General features: G+C 38.2%; 19 protein-coding genes and 1 riboswitch. All 19 genes read left to right on the top strand.

Annotated features, from left to right (window positions below; all coding sequences use genetic code 11):
- The first annotated feature begins 85 nt into the window (after positions 1 to 85).
- The 19 genes from ruvB to G396_RS0105870 all read left to right on the top strand — a co-directional run bounded on the left by ruvB (position 86) and on the right by G396_RS0105870 (position 21,003).
- Positions 86 to 1,117, top strand: coding sequence for a Holliday junction branch migration DNA helicase RuvB (gene ruvB / locus G396_RS0105780; protein WP_028125354.1), 1,032 nt, complete (start codon positions 86 to 88; stop codon positions 1,115 to 1,117).
- Entirely contained in the window at positions 1,110 to 2,153 is a 1,044-nt protein-coding gene (gene queA, locus G396_RS0105785) for a tRNA preQ1(34) S-adenosylmethionine ribosyltransferase-isomerase QueA (protein ID WP_034907667.1), read from the top strand. Before ruvB ends, queA begins: the two co-directional genes overlap by 8 nt.
- 154 nt (positions 2,154 to 2,307) lie before the next feature.
- Entirely contained in the window at positions 2,308 to 5,649 is a 3,342-nt protein-coding gene (locus tag G396_RS0105790; protein ID WP_028125355.1) for a DNA polymerase III subunit alpha, read from the top strand.
- 106 nt (positions 5,650 to 5,755) lie between these two features.
- Positions 5,756 to 6,724, top strand: a complete 969-nt coding sequence (pfkA, locus tag G396_RS0105795; protein ID WP_006417517.1) for a 6-phosphofructokinase — start codon at positions 5,756 to 5,758, stop codon at positions 6,722 to 6,724.
- 26 nt (positions 6,725 to 6,750) lie between these two features.
- Entirely contained in the window at positions 6,751 to 8,508 is a 1,758-nt protein-coding gene (gene pyk, locus G396_RS0105800; RefSeq protein WP_028125356.1) for a pyruvate kinase, read from the top strand.
- A gap of 96 nt (positions 8,509 to 8,604) precedes the next feature.
- Positions 8,605 to 9,480 carry a S1 RNA-binding domain-containing protein gene (locus tag G396_RS0105805; protein ID WP_028125357.1) on the top strand — a complete coding sequence of 292 codons (876 nt, stop codon included), beginning with the start codon at positions 8,605 to 8,607 and terminating at the stop codon, positions 9,478 to 9,480.
- On the top strand, positions 9,458 to 10,363 hold the full coding sequence (xerD, locus tag G396_RS0105810) for a site-specific tyrosine recombinase XerD (protein ID WP_034907676.1): 906 nt from the start codon (positions 9,458 to 9,460) through the stop codon (positions 10,361 to 10,363). Before G396_RS0105805 ends, xerD begins: the two co-directional genes overlap by 23 nt.
- A 22-nt stretch (positions 10,364 to 10,385) precedes the next feature.
- A complete protein-coding gene (gene deoB, locus G396_RS0105815; protein ID WP_028125359.1) occupies positions 10,386 to 11,555 on the top strand; it encodes a phosphopentomutase in 1,170 nt (389 codons plus the stop codon).
- A 12-nt stretch (positions 11,556 to 11,567) separates the two neighbouring features.
- The gene (locus G396_RS0105820; protein ID WP_028125360.1) at positions 11,568 to 12,368 is read left to right on the top strand and encodes a purine-nucleoside phosphorylase; all 801 of its coding nucleotides are present in this window, start codon (positions 11,568 to 11,570) and stop codon (positions 12,366 to 12,368) included.
- Positions 12,369 to 12,406: 38 nt separating this feature from the next.
- Positions 12,407 to 12,826, top strand: a complete 420-nt coding sequence (locus tag G396_RS0105825) for a GNAT family N-acetyltransferase (RefSeq protein ID WP_028125361.1) — start codon at positions 12,407 to 12,409, stop codon at positions 12,824 to 12,826.
- Between the two features lie 27 nt (positions 12,827 to 12,853).
- Entirely contained in the window at positions 12,854 to 13,621 is a 768-nt protein-coding gene (locus tag G396_RS10300; RefSeq protein ID WP_034907670.1) for a segregation and condensation protein A, read from the top strand.
- Positions 13,608 to 14,234 (top strand): SMC-Scp complex subunit ScpB, encoded by a 627-nt coding sequence (gene scpB / locus G396_RS0105835; protein ID WP_028125362.1) that lies wholly within the window; start codon positions 13,608 to 13,610, stop codon positions 14,232 to 14,234. The genes G396_RS10300 and scpB overlap by 14 nt, the downstream gene beginning before the upstream one ends.
- Entirely contained in the window at positions 14,213 to 14,923 is a 711-nt protein-coding gene (locus tag G396_RS0105840) for a pseudouridine synthase (protein ID WP_006417476.1), read from the top strand. Before scpB ends, G396_RS0105840 begins: the two co-directional genes overlap by 22 nt.
- A 50-nt stretch (positions 14,924 to 14,973) precedes the next feature.
- A riboswitch (FMN riboswitch) is annotated at positions 14,974 to 15,096 on the top strand.
- A 92-nt stretch (positions 15,097 to 15,188) separates the two neighbouring features.
- The gene (locus G396_RS0105845) at positions 15,189 to 15,821 is read left to right on the top strand and encodes an ECF transporter S component (RefSeq protein WP_028125363.1); all 633 of its coding nucleotides are present in this window, start codon (positions 15,189 to 15,191) and stop codon (positions 15,819 to 15,821) included.
- A 309-nt stretch (positions 15,822 to 16,130) separates the two neighbouring features.
- On the top strand, positions 16,131 to 16,850 hold the full coding sequence (locus tag G396_RS10305) for a LysM peptidoglycan-binding domain-containing protein (RefSeq protein ID WP_051221161.1): 720 nt from the start codon (positions 16,131 to 16,133) through the stop codon (positions 16,848 to 16,850).
- 116 nt (positions 16,851 to 16,966) lie between these two features.
- Positions 16,967 to 17,635: a (d)CMP kinase gene (gene cmk, locus G396_RS0105855; protein ID WP_028125364.1), complete on the top strand. Its 669-nt coding sequence runs from the start codon at positions 16,967 to 16,969 to the stop codon at positions 17,633 to 17,635.
- Between the two features lie 145 nt (positions 17,636 to 17,780).
- A complete protein-coding gene (gene rpsA / locus G396_RS0105860; RefSeq protein ID WP_028125365.1) occupies positions 17,781 to 19,097 on the top strand; it encodes a 30S ribosomal protein S1 in 1,317 nt (438 codons plus the stop codon).
- A gap of 157 nt (positions 19,098 to 19,254) precedes the next feature.
- On the top strand, positions 19,255 to 20,571 hold the full coding sequence (der, locus tag G396_RS0105865; RefSeq protein WP_028125366.1) for a ribosome biogenesis GTPase Der: 1,317 nt from the start codon (positions 19,255 to 19,257) through the stop codon (positions 20,569 to 20,571).
- A gap of 156 nt (positions 20,572 to 20,727) precedes the next feature.
- Positions 20,728 to 21,003 carry an HU family DNA-binding protein gene (locus G396_RS0105870; RefSeq protein ID WP_006417450.1) on the top strand — a complete coding sequence of 92 codons (276 nt, stop codon included), beginning with the start codon at positions 20,728 to 20,730 and terminating at the stop codon, positions 21,001 to 21,003.
- Positions 21,004 to 21,156: the final 153 nt, after the last annotated feature.

Raw genomic sequence — 21,156 nt, forward strand, 5'->3', positions numbered from 1 at the left:
CTTAACCCCATTGAGTTATGTGTAAAAATTAATTTTGTTAAGATATTCAACTTGGACTGAGTTTAAGAATGAAAGGAGGGTTCGAATGGATGAACGTATTATTTCCGGTCAATCTTTACCCGAAGATATTGACTTAGAAGCTGATAATTCCAGTCAGCAATTTAGTTTACGGCCCAAATTCTTGAGAGAGTATATTGGCCAAAATAAGGTCAAGGAAGCTTTGGCCATTTACATTCAAGCAGCCCGGCAACGTCAGGAAGCCTTAGACCATGTCCTTTTATATGGACCGCCAGGACTGGGGAAAACGACTTTGGCGATGGTCATCGCTAACGAATTAGAGGTAGGAATCCAAACGACTTCTGGCCCTGCTATCGAGCGGCCCGGTGATTTAATTGCCCTCTTAAATGAGTTAAATCCTGGTGATATTCTCTTTATTGATGAAATCCACCGCTTACCGAGGGTGGTGGAAGAAGTCCTCTATTCGGCCATGGAAGATTACTTTGTGGATATTGTGGTGGGGCAAGGGCCCACCAGTCAACCCATCCATTTTCAATTACCTCCTTTTACTTTGATTGGAGCAACTACGCGGGCCGGAATGTTAACCCAGCCCTTACGGGAGCGGTTTGGCATTGTAATGCATATGGAATATTATAGTCAGGCTGATTTGCAGTTGATTGTGGAACGGTCGGCAAATATTTTTGATGTTGGGATTGAAAGCCAAGGGGCTTTAGAAATTTCCCGGCGGTCGCGGGGAACTCCCCGGGTGGCCAACCGAATTTTGCGGCGGGTCCGTGATTTTGCCCAAGTCAAGCATGATGGGGTGATTACTCAAGCTGTGACCCAAGAAGCCCTCAAATTACTTGAAATTGATGACAAGGGCCTAGACCAAACTGACCGTAAATTATTAAAAGCTATGATTGATCTCTACCAAGGCGGACCGGTGGGGCTGAATACGATTGCGGTGAATATATCAGAAGATATCGGAACCGTCGAAGATATGTATGAACCTTATTTATTGCAAATAGGTTTTTTACAAAGAACGCCCCGTGGTCGGGTTGTGACTCGACAAGCTTATGACCATTTAAAGATAGAATTTGAGAAAGAAGAGGATGACTGAATTGACCCTGTCTACTAAAGATTTTGACTATGAATTACCTGAAGAATTAATTGCCCAAACCCCCTTGAAAGACCGGTCTTCATCGCGTTTATTAGTTATTGACCGTCATACAGACCAATTAATGGATACTGATTTTAAGCATATTTTGGACTATTTACAAGCCGGGGATGGACTCGTGGTGAATGAGACTCGGGTCATTCCTGCACGGATTATTGGAACCAAACCGGAAACAGGTGGCCATTTAGAAGTACTCCTTCTCCATAACCGGGAAGGCAATGAATGGGAAACTTTAGTTAAGCCTGCCCGTCGGGCTAAAGTCGGAACCAAAATATCCTTTGGTCAGGGACAATTAACGGCCATCGTGAAAGAAGAATTGGATCATGGGGGGCGGATTATCGAATTTGACTATCAAGGAGTTTTCTTGGAAATTTTAGAGGAATTAGGGCAAATGCCGCTGCCACCTTATATCAAAGAAAAATTGAATGATCCCGATCGTTATCAAACTGTTTATGCTAAAGAAAATGGTTCAGCTGCGGCGCCTACTGCTGGCTTGCACTTTACCCCGGAATTACTTGAGGCGGCCAAAGCTAAAGGAATTGAAATCATTCCGCTAGTGCTTCATGTAGGTTTAGGTACTTTTAGACCCGTATCCGTGGATAATATTGAAGACCATGACATGCATGCAGAATTTTATCAATTATCTGACCAATCAGCCCAAGCCATTAACCGGATTAAGGCGGCGGGTGGCAAGATTACGGCGGTCGGAACCACATCGGTCCGGACTCTGGAAACCATCTCACATAAATTTGAGGGGAAGCTTGTGGCGGATTCTGGTTGGACCTCTATTTTCATAACCCCTGGTTTTGACTATCAAGTGGTTGATCATTTGATTACTAATTTCCATTTGCCTCAATCGACATTAGTCATGTTAGTATCAGCCTTCTATGACCGTGAAAAAATCTTAGCGGCCTATGACCATGCTGTGAAAGAAAAATATCGCTTTTTCTCATTTGGCGATGCCATGTTACTCTTATAATTTTGCTTTTTCTAACCTATCAGCTTCTTTGATTTATTTGAAGCTGGTAGTTTTTTTATTTCTTTAGAGTTATTGCTAAGAGAATCATTACAATTAAAAAAATAACTGCTAAAATAAGGTATACTTATAGGTAGAGAAAGAGGAGGGTACCGCTTTGTTTAATGTCAAATCAACCTATTCATTTAATCAAGCGACTATCTTAGTAAAGGATTATGTCCAGCAAGCTAAGGCTATGGGGTATCAGGCTGTGGGATTGGCTGATCAAGGGAATCTTTTTGCGGCATATGAATTCTATCAAGCTAGTCAGGTGTTCGGTATCAAAGCTGTACTTGGCTTAACGGTAAGCTTGCCAGGATTAATTGATGACCAAAAAGCATGGCCTGCCTTAATCTATGCAATAGATCAAAAGGGTTATCAAGGGCTTATTAAATTGTCAAGATTGATGAGTCATCAAAAAGAATATTCTAATCAACTCTATCTAAACTGTTTATCTGATTACAAAGGCCATTTGGTGTATATCAGTCGTGGTCATGATTCTGAACTTGATAGTTTGGTTTTGCACGATCAAATAAAAGAAGCACAAGACTTACTTAAACAACTCAGAGAAATTTTCGGGGAAGATAAAGTATATTTAGGTCATCAAATTCTCCCCTTTAACCAAATTGTGACCCGTCATCTAAGTGACTTTGCTAAAAGTATGGACTTGAAACAGGTCAGTACCCAACCTGTCAGGCTATTGCAGCAAGAGGATGTGATGGCGCTAACCATTTTAAAGCGGCGAGTGGATCGGGCCGCTTATGAACCCTTAGATTTAACAAACTTTGGTCAGCGTTCGGAAAAAGTGCTCTTAAGTAGAAAAGACTTAGAAGATCTTTATCAGCATTACGGTTTAGTGGAAATTATTTCAAACAGTGATCAATTAATGACCCAGCTGGAGTTTAAACTTCAGGAAGGAAAGGATTTATTGCCAGTCTTTGATTCTGATAGCCTCCTAACTAGTCAAGAATATTTAAAACAATTAGTGACCAAGGCCTTGAATCAGTTCGGGTTAGCGGCTAAGAATACTTATCAAGAAAGATTAGCCTATGAACTTTCTGTAATTCATCAAATGGGTTATGACGATTATTTTTTAATAGTTGCTGATATTGTCAGCTACTGCCGTCAACATCATATTCAATTAGGAGCTGGGCGGGGCTCAGCTCCTGGGTCTTTAGTTACTTATTTATTAGGTGTTTCAACCATTGACCCCTTGAAATATGATTTAATTTTTGAACGTTTCTTAAATCCTGAACGGCAAACCATGCCGGATATTGATTTGGACATACCCAATAGTCATCGTGACCAAGTCATTGCTTATGTGCGGCAAAAATATGGTTATGAGCAAGTTGCACAGATAGCAACTTTTAATCGATTTGGAGCCAAGTCAGCCATTCAAGAAGTCTTGCGACAAGTTGGACAAGATAGTCAATTAAAAACTTGGTCAAAGCTAATTCCCACCGATCCAAATCGAAAGATTGATCTGGGTCAAGCTTATCAAGAAAATAAATCATTTCGTCATTTAGTCGACGCGTCACCAACTAATCAAGCAATTTTCCAAGCGGGACAAGCCTTGGAAGGATTAATTTCAGAACATTCTATTCATGCGGGAGGTCTGGTCATTACCGACTTTCCGATTGATTCGATGATTCCCGTCTTAGAAGAAGGACAAAGCCTAATTACACAGTTTGATAAGGATGGGGTTGAAAACCTAGGTCTGTTAAAAATTGATCTTTTAGCACTCAAGAATTTAACCCTCTTAGATCAAATTTTGCAAGAAGTTAAAGTAAAGGACCAAGCTTTTGAAATTGAAGATATTGATTTGAATGATCACGAGACCTTGCAGCTTTTTCGCAGGGCACAAACTAGAGGGGTCTTTCAGTTTGAGTCCCCTGGTATTCGCAATGTTTTAAGTCAGTTACAACCGACTAGCTTTGAGGATATTGTTGCTGTGAATGCCCTCTTTCGTCCAGGTCCAATGGGGCAAATTCAGACCTATATTAAACGGAAACATGGTCAATACCAAGCTACTTACCCCGTACCTGAATTAGAAGGCATCCTTAAGGATACTTATGGAATTATTATTTATCAAGAACAAGTGATGCAGATTTTGGTATCTATGGCTGGCTTCACCATGGGACAAGCAGATTTGCTCAGAAGGGCTATGTCAAAAAAAGACCATGAGGTCATGCAAGCACAAAAAGTAAATTTTTTGACCGGGGCGCTCGAAAAAGGCTACGAAGAGAAAACAGCCAGTCAGGTCTATGATGCGATTGCAGAATTTGCGAATTATGGCTTTAACCGGTCTCACGCAGTCGTCTATTCCAAACTCGCCTTCCAATTGGCTTATTTAAAAGTTCATTACTCCCAAGCTTTCTTCTTGGGACAACTTAAATTTGATCCGACGCAAATGCAAGCGTATTTAGAGGAAATTAAAGCGGCCGGAATAAAAATCCTCACTTTAGATGTTAATAAAAGTCAAATGGGCGTCAGTGCAAATGGCAGTGATCTACGTCTGGGATTTCAAATGGTCAAGGGAATCCGACCAGATTTGATGCGAGAAATTATTGACAATCGTCAATTGATGGGACCCTATCAAGATTTCTTTGATTTTTTACGTCGTTTGCCAGATAAATATTTACAAGTGACTCCTTTAGAAATTCTGATTAAAGTCGGAGCTTTTGATAGCTTAGGCTATAATCGCGCAACCTTATTAACTAATCTTGAGAAAGTGATTGAAAGTGTTCGTTTCTCAGGTTTAAATATGGATCTTTTTGAAGAGATGGCTCCTAAGATTGAAACGGTGGCCGAATTAAATCCGCTACAGTTGATCCACCAAGAGAAAGAGCATTTAGGCTTTTATTTATCGGGTCATCCCTTGGACTTTTATCGAGATAATTTAACTGCTGAAATAAATTTGATGAATATTAGTCAGATAAAAAAGGAGGAGCCCAAAAGTCCAGTTCGCCTTTTGGGAATTATTTCAAGAATCAAATTAACTCAAACCCGTCAAGGACAGACTATGGCTTTCGCCCAAATAGAGGATGAGAGTGGCAAAATTGATCAGGTACTTTTTCCTAAAGTCTTTGAGCGCTACCATTCATTATTAAAAGAAGAGGGTATCCTACTAGTGACTGGTAGTTACGGTCAATCCAAACGAGGCCAAGCCCAGATTATTATTAACCGCTTAGAGCTGCCGGATAAATTAATCTCGGATAAGGGTAGTCAGAATAATTATAAAATTTGTTTCATCAAATTAGCTAAGAATAATTTAATCAATAATAATATTGAATGGTTAAAAAAGTTATCAATTTCAAATCCTGGTCCTTGTCAAGTTATCCTTGTGGTCGGCCAAGATAAACCATTTGCTTTAAACGACACCTATAATATTTCTTATAGCCAACGTGTTCAAACATATTTACGGAATCGATTTGGAGCGGCCAATGTTGTATATCGTTAATTCTCTATTTGGAAGTGTAATCTTAGGAATTTTCATAGAAATTAAATGACAGGGTGGTCTAAGAATGTTAAGATAGATATGAAAAAAATTAAAAGTAGGTGTAGAGATGAAACGTATTGCAGTCTTAACTTCTGGTGGCGATGCACCAGGGATGAATGCAGCCGTGCGCGCTGTTGTAGAACAAGGTGCTCATCATGGTATCGAAGTCTATGGAGTTTACTATGGTTATAAAGGGCTAGTTGAAGGAGATTTCCGTAAATTAGAAAGTAAGGATACCCAACATGCCTTAAAATTAGGGGGCACCATGCTATATTCAGCACGCTTTCCTGAGTTTGCTCAAGCAGATATTCAAAAACAAGCTTTTGATCAACTTAAAAAAGCTGACATTGATGCCCTAGTTGTAATTGGTGGTGATGGCTCCTTCCAAGGAGCACTCGCTTTAACTAAATTAGGTTTTCCAGCCATTGGAATCCCTGGTACTATTGATAATGATATTCCAGGAACTGAGTATACGATTGGCTTTGATACAGCTGTTTCTTCAGCTTTAGAAGCAATTGACCGTATTTCTGATACTGCTGCCTCTCATAATCGGACTTTTGTCATTGAGGTGATGGGACGCCATGCAGGTGATATTGCCGTATGGGCAGGTGTTGCAGCAGGTGCTGATGCTATCGTAATTCCTGAAAATGCCTATGAGATGGAAGATATTGTTCATCGTGTTCGTCAAGGACGTGAACGTGGAAAAGATTATTCTTTAATCGTTTTAGCAGAAGGTGTTAGTAATGTAGATGATTTTGTCGAAAAATATCAAGCCTTAGCCGCAGAACAAGAAGTTCGTGGGGTAAGTCTTTCACATATTCAACGGGGCGGTATGCCAACATCACGTGACCGTGTTTATGCAACCTTAATGGGTGCGCGTGCGGTTGACTGTTTAAGAGAAGGCAAAGCTGGTATTTACTTGGGAATCCAAGGAGAACAACTGGCTGAATTTGATATTATTGATACCTTATCCAAAGCCAAACACAAACTTCGTCAAGACTTATTTATTTTAAACCGTGATTTGACCCAACGTTAAGCTTGTTTTAAAGAAAAGGAGTTTTTATGAAACGCACAAAAATTGTATGTACTATTGGACCTGCTTCCGAAAAGCCTGAAATGCTTGAATCTTTGGCATATGCTGGGATGAATGTTGCTCGTTTAAATTTTTCACACGGTGACCATGAAGAACATTTAGCGCGGATTCAATCACTAAAAAGCTTACGGGAAAAAACAGGTTTAAATATTGGGATTCTTTTGGATACTAAAGGACCTGAAATTAGAACTCATAATATGAAGGAAAAAACCGTAGACTTGATTAAAGGAAATAAAGTAATTATTTCTATGAATGAAGTTCAAGGAACATCTGAAAAATTTTCTGTGACCTACAGTGAGTTAATTAATGATGTTCATGTGGGAGGCCATATTTTACTTGACGATGGTTTAATTGATTTATTAATTACTGATATTGACCACCAGGCCGGTGAAATTCATACTGAGATTCAAAACACAGGTGTTTTAAAATCTAAAAAAGGGGTCAATGTTCCCAATGTATCTTTAAAATTACCGGGTATCACTGAAAAGGATGCGGCTGATATTCGTTTTGGTCTAGAAAATGATATTAACTTTATTGCTGCCTCTTTTGTTCGCCGTGCGGCTGACGTTCTTGAGATTCGTGAAATCTTAGAAGAAACAGGCATGAACCATGTGCAAATTCTGTCTAAGATTGAAAATCAAGAAGGTGTCGATAATATTGATGAAATCATCGAAGTTTCTGATGGAATCATGGTAGCCCGAGGTGACTTGGGGGTAGAAATCCCAACTTATGAAGTGCCAATTTTGCAAAAATCGATTATTAAAAAGTGTAATCAAGCGGGTAAGGTGGTTATTACTGCCACACAAATGTTGGACTCCATGCAACACAATCCGCGTCCAACTCGGGCTGAAGCTAACGATGTAGCTAATGCAATTTTTGATGGTACGGATGCAGTAATGTTATCTGGAGAAACAGCTGCTGGAGATTATCCACTTGAAGCGGTTAAGACGATGGCGGATATTTGCCTTAGAACGGAACAAGCTTTCGAAGGGCAAGACACCGCAGCCTTGAAACAATTTGATAACTCCGATTTAACTGAATCAATTGGTCAGGCAGTAGGACACACAGCACGCAATTTGGGGATTGAAACGATTGTAGCTGCTACATCATCTGGTCATACTGCTCAAATGATTGCCAAATATCGACCACAAGCTAATATCTTGGCCGCTACTTTCTCTGAAATTACTAAGTATAAGTTAGCATTAACTTGGGGTGTCCAAGCTTTTGTAATTGATGTGCCAGAATCAACGGATGATATGCTAGATTCTGCCACTAAATTAGCAGTTGCTAAAGATTTTGCCCATGAAGGGGATTTAATTATCATTACCGCAGGTGTACCAGTTGGAGAATCAGGTACCACAAATATTATGAAGGTTCAGCTGATCGGCGAAGAAATACTTAAAGCAGTCGGAGTTGGCCGTTCTAATGCGATTGGGAAAGCCGTTTTAGCTCGGTCTGCTGCAGAAGCCAATAAAAAAATGCATAATGGAGCAATTCTAGTTGTTGAAAATACCGATAAAGACTATCTGCCAGCCATGCAACAAGCTGCGGGGGTTATTGTGGCTAAAGCTGGTATGACTTCTCATGCGGCAATCATGGGGGTTGAGCTGGGTATTCCAGTCATTGTTGGTGCTGATGGTGTTTTTGATAAGGTGATAGATAATCAATTGATTACTTTAGATGCACGCCGGGGCCGGGTTTTTAATGGTGCAACTGTAAGTATTTAGGCTATTAATCTAAATATAAGATAGAATCTAGTTTGGCGAAGTTACTTTGTTAAACTAGATTTTCTTCACTTAAGTTAGTAAGGGAGGTGGAAGAAGATGCTTGAAAATGGGAATATTATTGAAGCTAAAGTTAGTCAAATAAATGATGACCAAATTTTTGTACAGAATCAGGGTCAAACTTTAAAAGTAATGGATCAAGCCAAGCAAGAATATAAACTAGGTCAAGTCCTCGAAGGAATAGTTTACCAAGATAAGTATGGAGATTGGTGTTTTCAAGAGGATTTACCGATGGTCCGATTTGATAGTTATGATTGGGCGTCAGTTGTAGACGTACACCATGAATTGGGGGTTTTTGTCAATATTGGATTAGCTAATAAAGATATTGCGGTCTCTTTAGATGATTTACCGGATGACCATGCTTTTTGGCCAAAACGTGACAGTCGTTTATTTGTGACGCTGACCCGTGATAAAAAAAATCGTTTATGGGCAAAACTAGGAGATGAAAGAAAGATTAGTGGTAATTTCCGTCGTGCTAGTGAGCGTTTAAAAAATCAAGATTTACAAGTGACTGTTTATCAGCTATTATCCATGGGGGTTCAAACAATATCTACAGAAGGTTATAAGGTTTTTATCCATGAAAGTGAGTTAGCAGATGATGTGCATTTAGGTCAAGTTTTACAAGTAAGAATCGTCGATGTCCATGCCGATGGTCGTCTCAATGGGTCCAGTAAACCGCGAGCCTACGAAATGATTGATCAAGATGGTCAAATGATTCTAAACATGCTAAAACGGATTCCATCACACTTTTTAGCCTTACACGATAAATCACACCCAACAGATATTGTTAATCAATTGGGAATTAGTAAAAAACAATTTAAACGTGCTTTAGGCGGCCTGCTTAAAGAAAGACTCGTTAAGCAAGTTAAAGGAGAAGGTATTTATCTTAATGATGAATCAAGCCAGTCGCATTGATGATTATTTGTCTGATTTCTTGCGATTTCTAGCCATAGATAAAGGTCTTAGTCAAAATACAATTGCTAATTATGAACTTGATTTAAAGAAATTCTTTAGATTTTGTCAGATACAAAATATGGATTTATTAAGTCAAATTGATACAGATTTGGTGCGACTATTTATTGCTAGCTTAAATAAAGCAGGCTATGCCGCTTCCACGGCAGCAAGAATCTTATCTTCTTTAAGAGCTTTTTTTCACTTTTTAATGGTAGAGGGGGTTGTAAGTAAAAATCCTATGGCCTTAATTGAAAGTCCAAAAAAGGCTAGGACCTTACCTCATTCCTTGTCTATGGCTGAAGTTGAAGCAATTCTAGCAGCACCAAATACTGATACTAAGTTTGGAATTCGTGACCGTGCTATGTTTGAGACCCTATACGCCACTGGATTGAGGGTGTCAGAACTAGCAAATCTAAGTTTAGGTGATCTACATTTAGATTTAGGATTTATCCAGACTTTAGGTAAAGGAAACAAAGAACGTATGGTTCCGTTAGGAGAAGAAGCAGTTTTTTGGATTGAGAAGTATTTAGACCAAGTGCGTGATGGTTGGTTACCCAAAGCTGGTAGTGATTATTTGTTTTTAACACAAAGAGGTAAAGCTTTTACTCGTCAGGGAATTTGGAAAACGCTAAATAAATATGTCAGCTTAGCTGCTATTCAAAAAAAAGTTTCCCCCCATGTCTTGCGTCATTCCTTTGCTACCCATATTCTAGAAAATGGCGCAGATCTCCGTCTTGTTCAAGAGTTATTGGGTCATGAAAATATTTCAACGACTCAAATATATACACATATTTCACATTATCGTTTACAAGAAGTATATCGTAAGTCCTTTCCAGGGGCTTAAGCAATAGAAAGAAGAGGATAGTATGACTTTCAAACGCATACATTTATTAGTAATGGACTCAGTCGGGATTGGTCAAGCGCCAGATGCAGCTGAATTTGATGATTTTGATGTAAATACTCTAGGTCACATTGCCAGTACAGCCGGCTTAAAAGTTCCTCACTTAGTAGATATGGGTTTGGCTAATATAGCACCCATTCCAGGTCTTAGCCCTGTGGACAAAAGTCAAGCCTATTGGACCAAGCTAGAAGAAGTCTCAGCTGGAAAAGATACTATGACCGGTCATTGGGAAATAATGGGACTCAAAATTGAAAAACCTTTCCGGGTTTTCCCCGATGGTTTTCCTGATGAGTTAATTAAGAAATTAGAAGATTTCTCCGGACGAAAGGTAGTGGCCAACAAACCTGCTTCAGGGACTGAAATTATCGAAGAATACGGCCAACATCAATTAGATACAGGCGATTTGATTGTCTATACCTCTGCTGACTCTGTTCTACAAATCGCAGCCCATGAAGATGTGATTCCAGTGGAAGAATTATATAAGATTTGTCAATATGCACGCGAAATTACCTTAGATGAACCTTATATGTTGGGTCGGATTATTGCCCGTCCATATATTGGAGAGCCTGGGAACTTTACTCGTACAGCCAACCGGCATGACTATGCTTTAAGTCCTTTCGGCCAAACGACCTTAGATTTCTTAAAAGATGCTGGGTTAGATGTCATTTCTGTAGGTAAAATTGCAGATATCTTTAATAATCAAGGAATTACCGAAAGTAATCGGACAAAATCCAACATGCATGGGGTGGATACCCTATTAGAAGTGATGAAAAAGGATTTTAAAGGCTTATCCTTTACTAATTTGGTAGACTTCGATGCTCTTTATGGTCACCGTCGTGACCCTGAGGGCTATGCTCAAGCCTTGGAAGATTTCGATGCTCGGATTCCTGAATTACAAGCAGCCATGCAAGAAGATGATTTATTGATGATTACGGCCGACCATGGTAATGATCCTACCTATAAGGGAACAGATCATACCCGTGAATATGTTCCTATTTTAGTTTGGGGACCATCCTTAAAAGAGCCTAAAAAACTAAAAGCAAAAAATTATGCAGATATTGCAGCCACTATTTCTGATAATTTTAAAGTAAAAGCAACGGAAAATGGTAAATCTTTCTTAGACCAATTGATTTAGGAGGATCTAAAAATGTTCGCAAAGACAATTGATTATTTAATATCTCAAGGGGTTGACTCGCCAGAAATAGCTCTAGTATTAGGTTCAGGTCTGGGAGATATGGTGGATGAATTTGAGGATTCAATCAAAATACCATATGAAAATATCCCAAATTTTCCTGTTTCAACAGTAAAAGGTCATGAAGGGGCCTTTGTCTATGGTAAACTTTCAGGTCGTAAAGTAGTTGCGCTCCAAGGTCGTTTCCATTATTATGAAGGCTATGATATTCAAACAGTTACCTACCCTATCCGTGTTTTTCATGAGTTAGGGATTAAACAATTAGTGGTAACTAATGCATGTGGGGGCGTTAATGAAAGCTTTAATATTGGCGATTTAATGGTCATCAGTGACCATATCAATTTAGCTGGTGTCAACCCTTTAATTGGACCTAATATAGATCAACATGGACCTCGTTTTGTGGATATGTCACATGCATATAGTTCAAGAACACACGGAATTTTAAATCAGATTGCAGCAGAAGAAGGTTACCAACTTCAAAGTGGTATCTATACTTGGTTTGCTGGTCCTACTTATGAAACCCCAGCTGAAATTCGTTATGCACGTACTATTGGTGGAGATGCCGTTGGCATGTCCACTGTTCCTGAAGTGATTGTGGCTAAACACTGCGGCATGGAAGTAACTGGGATTTCTTGTATTACTAACTTAGCTGCTGGTATGCAAGCTTCTCTGGACCATAAAGAAGTGATTGAAGTTACTAAACATCAAAAACCACGTTTTAATCATTTAGTTAAAGAATTAGTTGCGCGGATGTAAGTTTAATATTGACTTGAGTGCACCAGAAAGGACCAATTATGTTAGTTAGTTCAAAAAAACGTCATGAGAAAATTGTATTAGGCTTTCTGTCCTATACTTATGATGAGGAAACACCTAGCTTAGAGGAACAAGAAAAAGTTTTAGAAGCTTATCGTCAAGATGAAGCATGTCAAATTTACCTTTATAAAAATGAAAGTTCTGATAATTTTCTTGGACTAGCTATCTTACTTCTGGATCAACAAATTCAAGATGGAAATGAAAGTAAGTCTTCTACAACCATTATTATTGATAGGGTAGCTATCAGCCCATCCTATCGTAATGAAGGCTGGGGTTATCAAATGTATAAAGAAATCAGGACCCTTTATCCTAATGCAGCCGTAATGGGATCTAATCAAACAATGGAAACCGTAACGGCTTGGACACATAAATATCGTTTAGAACAATCTGGGGCTTTTTAAGCAGTTTAAAAAGAAAGAAGTGGCAAGGTGTCAGAAATAGGCTTAAAATTAGAACTTGAGGCTTTTCAGGGCCCTTTTGACTTACTTTTACATCTTATTAAAGAGCTAGAAGTTGATATTAATGATATACCGATGCGAGAAATAACCTCTCAGTATTTAGCTTATATTCACCAAATGCAAGAACTGCAACTTGATATCATAGGCGATTATTTGGTAATGGCGGCTAGCTTATTAGAAATAAAGAGTCGCCTACTATTGCCGATAGAACCCAATCCTAACTTAGAAGATGATTATGAAGGACAAGACCCACGGCAGGACTTAGTCCAACAACTGCTCTTATATCAACAATTTCAAACTGTTGCGGGTCAACTAAATGAGTATCAAGAGCAAAGACAGCTTCTTTTAACTAAAGAGGCTCATGATTTAAGCCAATATCAGACAAAAGTTCCACTTGAATTAGGTCAAATTAGTATAGAAGGACTCGCTAAAGCAATGCAGTTAGCCTTGGCTAAGTTTGAAGACCGTCAGCCTAAATTAAGACAGATTCATACCGAAAGTGTGACGGTGGAAGAAAAGGTCTCTTTTATACGCCAGCTTTTTAAACAGCTTAAGGTTGGGCAAGAGATAGATTTTATTGACTGTGTCACTCAGGCAAATCCCTCTGAGCTAATTGCTACTTTCATGGCCATGTTGGAAATGGTACGTAAGCAAGAACTCATTCTAAGTCAAGATTTTTTAAAAGGTCCCATAAAAATTAGTCGAAAAGAGGGTATGCAAGTCAATGTCAGTGATTAAACGAATTTTAGGATTTTTATTTATTGCCGGAAATGATGGTCTTGCGCCTTCTTACTTGAAAAACAAATTAAATCTTGATGATCATACCCTAAAAGAGGTCATTCATTCAATTCAGCTTTTACTCGCCCAAAGCGAAAATTCTCCTGTTGAGTTGGCTAAGTATAATCAAGTTTATAAGTTAGTGACAAAAAAGGAACTTTTTGAGGATGTAAAAGATTTTGCACAAGATCCCTATAATCAAGAGCTCTCCCAAGCTGCGATTGAAACCTTAGCAATTATTGCTTATCGCCAACCAATTACACGACTGGCTATTGAAGAAATACGGGGGGTGGCCTCTCAGAATATGATTCAAAAGCTATTATTACGTGATTTAGTTAAAGAAGTGGGGCGGGTAAAAGGGCCAGGAAGACCTATCTTATACGGAGTTTCGGATTATTTTTTAGATTATTTTGGTTTGGAAAGTATGGCAGAACTTCCAAGCATAGAGCCCTTGGCATTAAACGCTGAATTAGCTTCAGAAGAACTGTTTAGAACAAAGGAATGGCAAATAGAATTGTTTGATCAGGATAAAGAAAAAGAGGAGACAGAAACATGGAACGACTCCAAAAAGTAATGGCTCATGCTGGAATCGCTAGTCGCCGTAAATGTGAAGAAATTATTAGCCAAGGTCGGGTTACTGTTAATGGTCAGACTGTGACAGAATTGGGCTTTAAGGTGAAGCAAAGTGATAAGATTGAAGTCGACCAGGTCCCAATTTACCTAGAGGAACCACGTTACTTTCTGTTTTATAAACCCCGAAATGTTATTTCGGCGGTATCAGATGACAAGGGACGTCCTGTTGTTCTGGACTATTTTAAGCACATTGACCAAAGAATTTATCCAATTGGTCGTCTAGATTTTGATACGACCGGTTTATTACTTTTAACTAATGATGGTGAGTTCGCCAATCAATTGATGCATCCACGTTACCAAGTGGATAAGGTCTATGTAGCTAAATTGGATAAAATTTTGGATAAGGAAGCTTTGCGTAAGCTAGAACGCGGGATTATTATTGATGGTAAGAAAACGTCAAAAGCAAGAGCAAAAGTATTAGATACTAATTTAGAAAAGAAAATGTCTGTTGTGCAGTTAACCATTCATGAAGGTTGGAACCATCAGGTTAAAAAAATGTTCGAAGCAGTGGGTGCACATGTAGTCAAGTTAAAGCGGGAAAAATTTGGTCCGCTAAATTTAGGAAAAATGCAACCTGGGGAATACCGGGAACTTTTACCTAACGAAGTAACAGAGTTAAAAAACCTATAAACTAGCTTTGACAGATTTATATCTTTGTGATATTATAAATATATAAAATAAAACGTCTTCAGGGGCAGGGTGAAATTCCCGACCGGTGGTAAAGTCCACGAACAAACTAGCTTAGTTTGTAGAACTGGTGTAATTCCAGTACCGACAGTAAAGTCTGGATAAAGGAGATTATTTATGAGCATTGCTTATAAAACAACTATTTATCAAGGAATCCCCTCAGGGATTCCTTTTTTGCTCCCAAAGAACCAAATAGGAGGAAAAGATAATGAAAAAGTTAGACGTTCGTTCATTGGTATTTTTGGCAATTTTGGCAGCATGGGGCATTGTGCTTCGACAATTCGATTTTCCGATTCTACCGGCAGCACCATTTTTAAAGGTAGATCTATCTGATTTAACTGCACTGATTGCACTCATTGTTCATGGACCGGTTGGTTTAGTGATTGTGGCTCTGATTCGTGATAGTTTAAATTATGTGTTAAAAGGGGGCGAAGTAGGGATTCCTATCGGAGCAATTATGAGTTTTGTTGCTACTTTAGCCATGTTTGTACCAGCTCATATTGTCCTAAAATATATGAAACAAGGTAATAAGTGGTTTAAATATGCTTTTATGTCTATTGGTTTAATTCTTTTATTGACTGTATCAATGGCTTTAATTAATTATTATGTGGCTTTACCCCTTTATATAAAAGTATTGAATTTTCCAATTGATAATATCTTGGCTTATGTCATGACTCTAATTGTGCCTTTTAATCTAATCAAAGGTTTAATTTTAGCAGGCCTACAAATTATTACTTTAAGAACTGTGATGCCTTTTATTCAAAAACGTGACTTACTTTTCGGAGAATACCAAGGACATAGTCAAAAAAGAAGTGCCAAGAAACTAGCGGTACAACCTTAAGTTACCATCCAGTCACAAGGTTTATACTACATTTTACAAAAGTATTAGCAAAATATTCCTTATATAAAGTAAAATTAATACTGTTTAAAAGTGGGACAGGAATTTTTCTTAGTAGAAGTTCTTGCCCCACTTTTAACTTATTTTTTAGAAAAATAAGCAAAATATTACAAAATAATTTCAATATGATGTTATTCGCACAACTTTAAAGCATAAATTATAGTTAAATTTGTAAAATATGCTAAAATAGGGTAAAATTATAACAATGAATAGGGTATTTAACCAAATATTTAGATACTTAGGAGGTTTTTTATGCCAAAAGATCATGAATTTGAAGATGAATATCAAACTAGGGAATCTCACCAAGATTCTTTCGAGTCTGATTCATCTGAAGAACCTAAACGGGCAAGCTATCAAGCACCCAATAATCGTCAAGCAAAAGATTCTAAAAAAGGTCGTCCTTGGAGCCAACGTTTTTCGGCTGATGAAAACTTAAAAAATCGTCAATTTTCACGGACTGCACGTAATCAACCTGATAAAGAAGCTACTACCTTATCAAAAGTCTTATTAGCTGTCTTTGTGGTCTTATTGATTATTCCGCTTGCAATCTTTATGATTGTTGATGCCCAAAGAAATAACGATGATATTCCTGGACGTAAAGCGGAGCAAGTTATGATTTCTAGAACCTCCACAAGTCAAGAGTCTTCATCCGCTTCAAGCCAGTCGTCTTCAAGTCAGTCAAGTGCAAGCCAATCGATCTCTTCACGTGCTATCACGGTTGAAAATGATGATGAATCATCTAGTGAGAGTACTGTAGTGACTGAAGAAGTAACTCAACCAGAAACACCAGCAGTTGAACCAGAAACACCAGAAACAACTCCAAGTGGGTCAGGCTCTTATACTATTCAACAGGGTGATACTTGGTATGGAATTGCGCGTAATTATGGTATTGATGTGTATACCTTATTAGAAATGAATGGTGCAACAACTTCAACCCCAATTCATCCTGGTATGACGATAGTTGTTCCTTAATTTTACTGATAAAAGTTTGTAAATATTTTAATAGTGAGGGTGGACTGAAGGTGAAGTTTAATATTCACTTAAAGTCCACCTTGTTTTTATGATAACCAATTTTGGAGGAATAGATTATGCAAATTGCTATTGATGGACCCGCTTCTTCAGGAAAATCAACAGTAGCTAAGTTATTAGCTCAAGATTTAAATTATATTTTTGTGGATACAGGGGCTATGTATCGTGCAGTGACCCTGGCTCTTTTGGATGCTAAGGTTGATTTCACTGATTTAAACCAAGTGATTGAAACCTTGAACCGGTGTCAATTAGATTTTAAATTCGTAGCAGTTGACGAACAAAAAATTCAGCATATTTTTTTAAATGGACAGGATGTTGAAAGGCGGGTTAGAAGTTCAAAAGTCACTGAAAATGTTTCGGAAGTATCAGCCATACCCATAGTTCGGCAAGTATTAGTGGCTCGTCAGCGTGAAATCGCAGAAGAAAAATCAGTTGTAATGGAGGGGAGAGATATTGGTACGGTCGTCTTACCCCAAGCTGATTATAAATTTTTCTTTACGGCTCGGCCTGAGGTACGCGCTCAAAGGCGCTATAAAGAAAATGTTGAAAGAGGCTTAGCTACTGAATCTTATGAAGAAATTCTAGCGAGTATCATCGCACGTGATAAATATGACTCAAGTAGAAAAATTAGTCCCTTAAAAAAAGCAGAGGATGCAATTGAAATTGATGCATCCGACTTAACAATCGAAGAAATGCTGACTTACGTAAAAAAAATTATTACAAAATAATAGAATTAAAGTGGCGAAGTCCCTATTTATACTAGACTATTTTGTAATCTTTTGTTATTATTTATATTATGAGGTCTGCTATATGCATACTTTCTATGGATATAGGGATCACGAAAATGAGCGAAGGCTTAGGAGGAACTGGTAGATGTCAGAGTTTGTAGAAAACGGAAATGAAGAAGTAGTAGAAAATACTACAATGGAAACAATGGAAGATGCTTTAGATAGCGTAAAAGAAATCAAAGTAGGTGATACTGTCGTAGGTGACGTATTAGCTTTTGATGATAATCAAGTGCGTGTTTCTATCCAAGAAAGTGGCGGACTTGAAGGGGTTATTCCTCGCAATGAATTATCAGCTATACCAATTGAAGAATTAACTGATGTGGTTAATATTGGTGATGAAGTTGAATTAGTGGTAGTAAAACCAATTAAAGATAAAGAAAATGGAAATTACTTATTATCTAAAAAACGCATTGATGCTAAGAAAGTATGGGCTGAATTAGAAGAAAAAGCTAAAAATGACGAAGTCATTGAAGCCCCAGTTAAAAACGTGGTTAAAGGTGGTCTTGTGGTTGATTTAGGCGTTCGTGGTTTCGTGCCTGCATCAATGGTTGAAGATTATTTTGTGGATGATTTCTCAACTTATGTTGGTAAAGAACTAAAATTCAAGATCGTTGAAATCGAACCAAATGACAATCGTTTAATTTTATCACATAAAGATATTGCTCGTGCTGAACGAGAAGCTAAACGTGCAGAACGTTTACAAACCCTTGAAGAAGGATCAATCATTGAAGGAACAGTTGCTCGTATAGTTAACTTTGGTGCCTTTATTGATTTAGATGGCGTGGATGGGCTTGTTCACATTTCACGTATTGCCCATGAACATGTGGCTAAACCAAGTGATTACTTAACTCCTGGTGAAACAGTTAAAGTTAAAGTATTATCAGTTGATTTTGAAGAAGGTCGAGTTTCATTATCTATTAAAGATACTTTACCTGGACCATGGGATGATATTGAAGAAAAAGCTGGACAAGGTGCTGTACTTAAGGGTACCGTTAAACGCCTTACAGATTTTGGTGCCTTCGTAGAAGTATTCCCTGGAGTAGAAGGACTTGTTCATATTTCTCAAATTTCTCATGAACATATTGCTACCCCAGCTGATAAGCTTGAAGAAGGTCAAGAAATTGATGTTAAAGTTTTAAGTGTTGATCCAGAAGAACATCGTTTATCTTTATCTATTAAAGCTTTAGAAGAAGCTCCAGCTCGTTCAGAAGCTAAAGAAAACGAAGATTATTCTGCCCCACGTGCACCACGCGCTCCAAAGGCAAATAAATCTAACAATCGTCCAGCTAAACCAGCTTTCAATAAACAAGCTGCTAGCTCAGATGATGTTGAAAATTCATTTACTATGGGTGATTTATTAGGTTCTCAATTGAGTGGCCTCGATTTATCAGATCAAGACTAATTTAATTCAAGAATACAAAGAAGCTGGGCTTGTTCCCAGCTTTTAGTATCTTATGGAAGTTTATGAGTGGGTATGGTAGAGCCTGTTGTCTCTAAGCCTAGAATGTTCAGCCTAGGTCCATACCTACTCTTTTTAAATGCAAGAAAGGAGCAGATAAATGGTCGAAATTCCAGTAGTGGCCTTAGTTGGCCGTCCAAATGTAGGAAAATCAACTATTTTTAACCGTTTAGTCGGAGATAGAGTATCAATCGTTGAGGACTTCCCAGGTGTTACTCGTGACCGGGTTTATGCTACAGGAAAATGGTTAGGCAATGATTATCGCTTGATTGATACAGGTGGTATTGAACTTGATGATCAACCCCTAATGAAACAAATTCGTTACCAAGCTGAGATTGCGATAGATGAAGCAGATGTGATTGTTATGTTGGCAAATGTTCAAGAAGGCTTGACGCGTGAGGATGAAGTCATTGCTTCCATGTTACTTAAAACAGATAAACCTATTATTCTGGCAGTGAATAAGACGGATAATCCTGAGCAACGGATGGATATCTTTGATTTTTATGCTTTGGGACTGGGCGAACCCCACCCGGTATCAGGAGCTCATGGCACAGGGTTAGGGGATTTATTAGACCAAATCGTTGCTTCTTTTCCTAAAGATTTGGCGACTCACTATGAAGATACATCTATTAAGTTTTCTTTTATTGGTCGACCCAATGTTGGAAAATCCTCACTGGTGAATGCTATTTTGAAAGAAGAACGCGTAATTGTTTCTAATATTGAGGGAACAACCCGCGAAGCAGTTGATAGTAAATTCATTTCAGAAACTGGTAAAGAAATGACAGTGATTGATACTGCCGGAATTCGGAAAAAGGGAAAAGTTTATGAAAACACTGAAAAATATTCAGTGATGCGTTCCTTAGCTGCTATTGACCGTTCAGATGTAGTCTGTATTGTACTTGATGCTGAAACAGGAATTCGCGACCAGGATAAACATGTCGCAGGCTATGCCTATGAAGCGGGGAAAGGAATTATTATTGTAGTTAATAAATGGGATGCCCTAAAAAAAGATAATGATAGTTTTAAGGACTTTACTGATAAAGTTCGGTCAGAATTTCGTTACCTCAATTTCGCACCAATTTTATTTGTCTCAGCCAAAACCGGCCAACGTTTAGACCAGTTAAGTCCTTTGATTGAACAAATTTATGAAAATCGTAATCGTCGTGTTCAATCGTCCCTATTAAATGATGTTGTGATGGATGCAGTGGCGACCAACCCTACGCCGACGGATAAAGGGCGTCGTTTGAAGATTTATTATATGACGCAAGTTGCCGTTGGACCGCCTACTTTTGTCGTCTTTGTAAATGATGTAGAATTGATGCATTTCTCTTACAAACGTTTCTTAGAAAATCAATTACGTGAAGTATTTTATTTTGAAGGAACGCCAATCCACTTAATTACGAGAGAACGCCAATAATTTTATAAAATAATTTCTGAAAGTGCTTTAAATCGGGACTTTATGATTGAAGATAAAGAATGTGTATGATATTCTATATAGGTAATATCGAGTGAAATGCCACTCAGAAATTATATGTGTTGAATAACACGCAAAGATTAAAGGAGGACTTTATTTATGGCAAATAAAGCAGAATTAGTAGAACAAGTTGCAGCTAAAACTAACTTGACTAAAAAAGACGTTACAGCTACTGTAGAAGCGTTATTCGAAACAATTCAAGAAACCTTAGCAAATGGTGAAAAAGTTCAAGTCATCGGATTTGGTACTTTTGAAGTACGCGAAAGAGCTGCTCGTAAGGGCCGTAACCCTCAAACTGGTGAAGAAATTGAAATCGCAGCAACTAAAGTTCCTGGCTTCAAAGCTGGTAAAGCTTTAAAAGACGCTGTTAAATAATTTTCTTAAATAAAAAATAAGGCCGGATTTGAGGTGACCCTCAAAAGTTGGACTTTTATCCAGAACACATTTTTACGTGTTCTGGATATTTTTTATTCTTTTATGCTGCATATTTCATGCGATATTCTACTGGGCTCATAAAGTCCAGTTTTT

The sequence above is a fragment of the Eremococcus coleocola DSM 15696 genome (assembly GCF_000428865.1).
Taxonomy (GTDB): Bacteria; Bacillota; Bacilli; order Lactobacillales; family Aerococcaceae; genus Eremococcus; species Eremococcus coleocola.

Excerpts from the sequence above, each read along its gene's own strand:
- ruvB (WP_028125354.1), top strand. The coding sequence starts at position 86 with ATGGATGAACGTATTATTTCCGGTCAATCTTTACCCGAAGATATTGAC.
- queA (WP_034907667.1), top strand. The coding sequence starts at position 1,110 with ATGACTGAATTGACCCTGTCTACTAAAGATTTTGACTATGAATTACCT.
- pfkA (WP_006417517.1), top strand. The coding sequence starts at position 5,756 with ATGAAACGTATTGCAGTCTTAACTTCTGGTGGCGATGCACCAGGGATG.
- pyk (WP_028125356.1), top strand. The coding sequence starts at position 6,751 with ATGAAACGCACAAAAATTGTATGTACTATTGGACCTGCTTCCGAAAAG.
- G396_RS0105805 (WP_028125357.1), top strand. The coding sequence starts at position 8,605 with ATGCTTGAAAATGGGAATATTATTGAAGCTAAAGTTAGTCAAATAAAT.
- xerD (WP_034907676.1), top strand. The coding sequence starts at position 9,458 with ATGAATCAAGCCAGTCGCATTGATGATTATTTGTCTGATTTCTTGCGA.
- deoB (WP_028125359.1), top strand. The coding sequence starts at position 10,386 with ATGACTTTCAAACGCATACATTTATTAGTAATGGACTCAGTCGGGATT.
- G396_RS0105820 (WP_028125360.1), top strand. The coding sequence starts at position 11,568 with ATGTTCGCAAAGACAATTGATTATTTAATATCTCAAGGGGTTGACTCG.
- G396_RS0105825 (WP_028125361.1), top strand. The coding sequence starts at position 12,407 with ATGTTAGTTAGTTCAAAAAAACGTCATGAGAAAATTGTATTAGGCTTT.
- scpB (WP_028125362.1), top strand. The coding sequence starts at position 13,608 with ATGTCAGTGATTAAACGAATTTTAGGATTTTTATTTATTGCCGGAAAT.
- G396_RS0105840 (WP_006417476.1), top strand. The coding sequence starts at position 14,213 with ATGGAACGACTCCAAAAAGTAATGGCTCATGCTGGAATCGCTAGTCGC.
- G396_RS0105845 (WP_028125363.1), top strand. The coding sequence starts at position 15,189 with ATGAAAAAGTTAGACGTTCGTTCATTGGTATTTTTGGCAATTTTGGCA.
- G396_RS10305 (WP_051221161.1), top strand. The coding sequence starts at position 16,131 with ATGCCAAAAGATCATGAATTTGAAGATGAATATCAAACTAGGGAATCT.
- cmk (WP_028125364.1), top strand. The coding sequence starts at position 16,967 with ATGCAAATTGCTATTGATGGACCCGCTTCTTCAGGAAAATCAACAGTA.
- rpsA (WP_028125365.1), top strand. The coding sequence starts at position 17,781 with ATGTCAGAGTTTGTAGAAAACGGAAATGAAGAAGTAGTAGAAAATACT.
- der (WP_028125366.1), top strand. The coding sequence starts at position 19,255 with ATGGTCGAAATTCCAGTAGTGGCCTTAGTTGGCCGTCCAAATGTAGGA.
- G396_RS0105870 (WP_006417450.1), top strand. The coding sequence starts at position 20,728 with ATGGCAAATAAAGCAGAATTAGTAGAACAAGTTGCAGCTAAAACTAAC.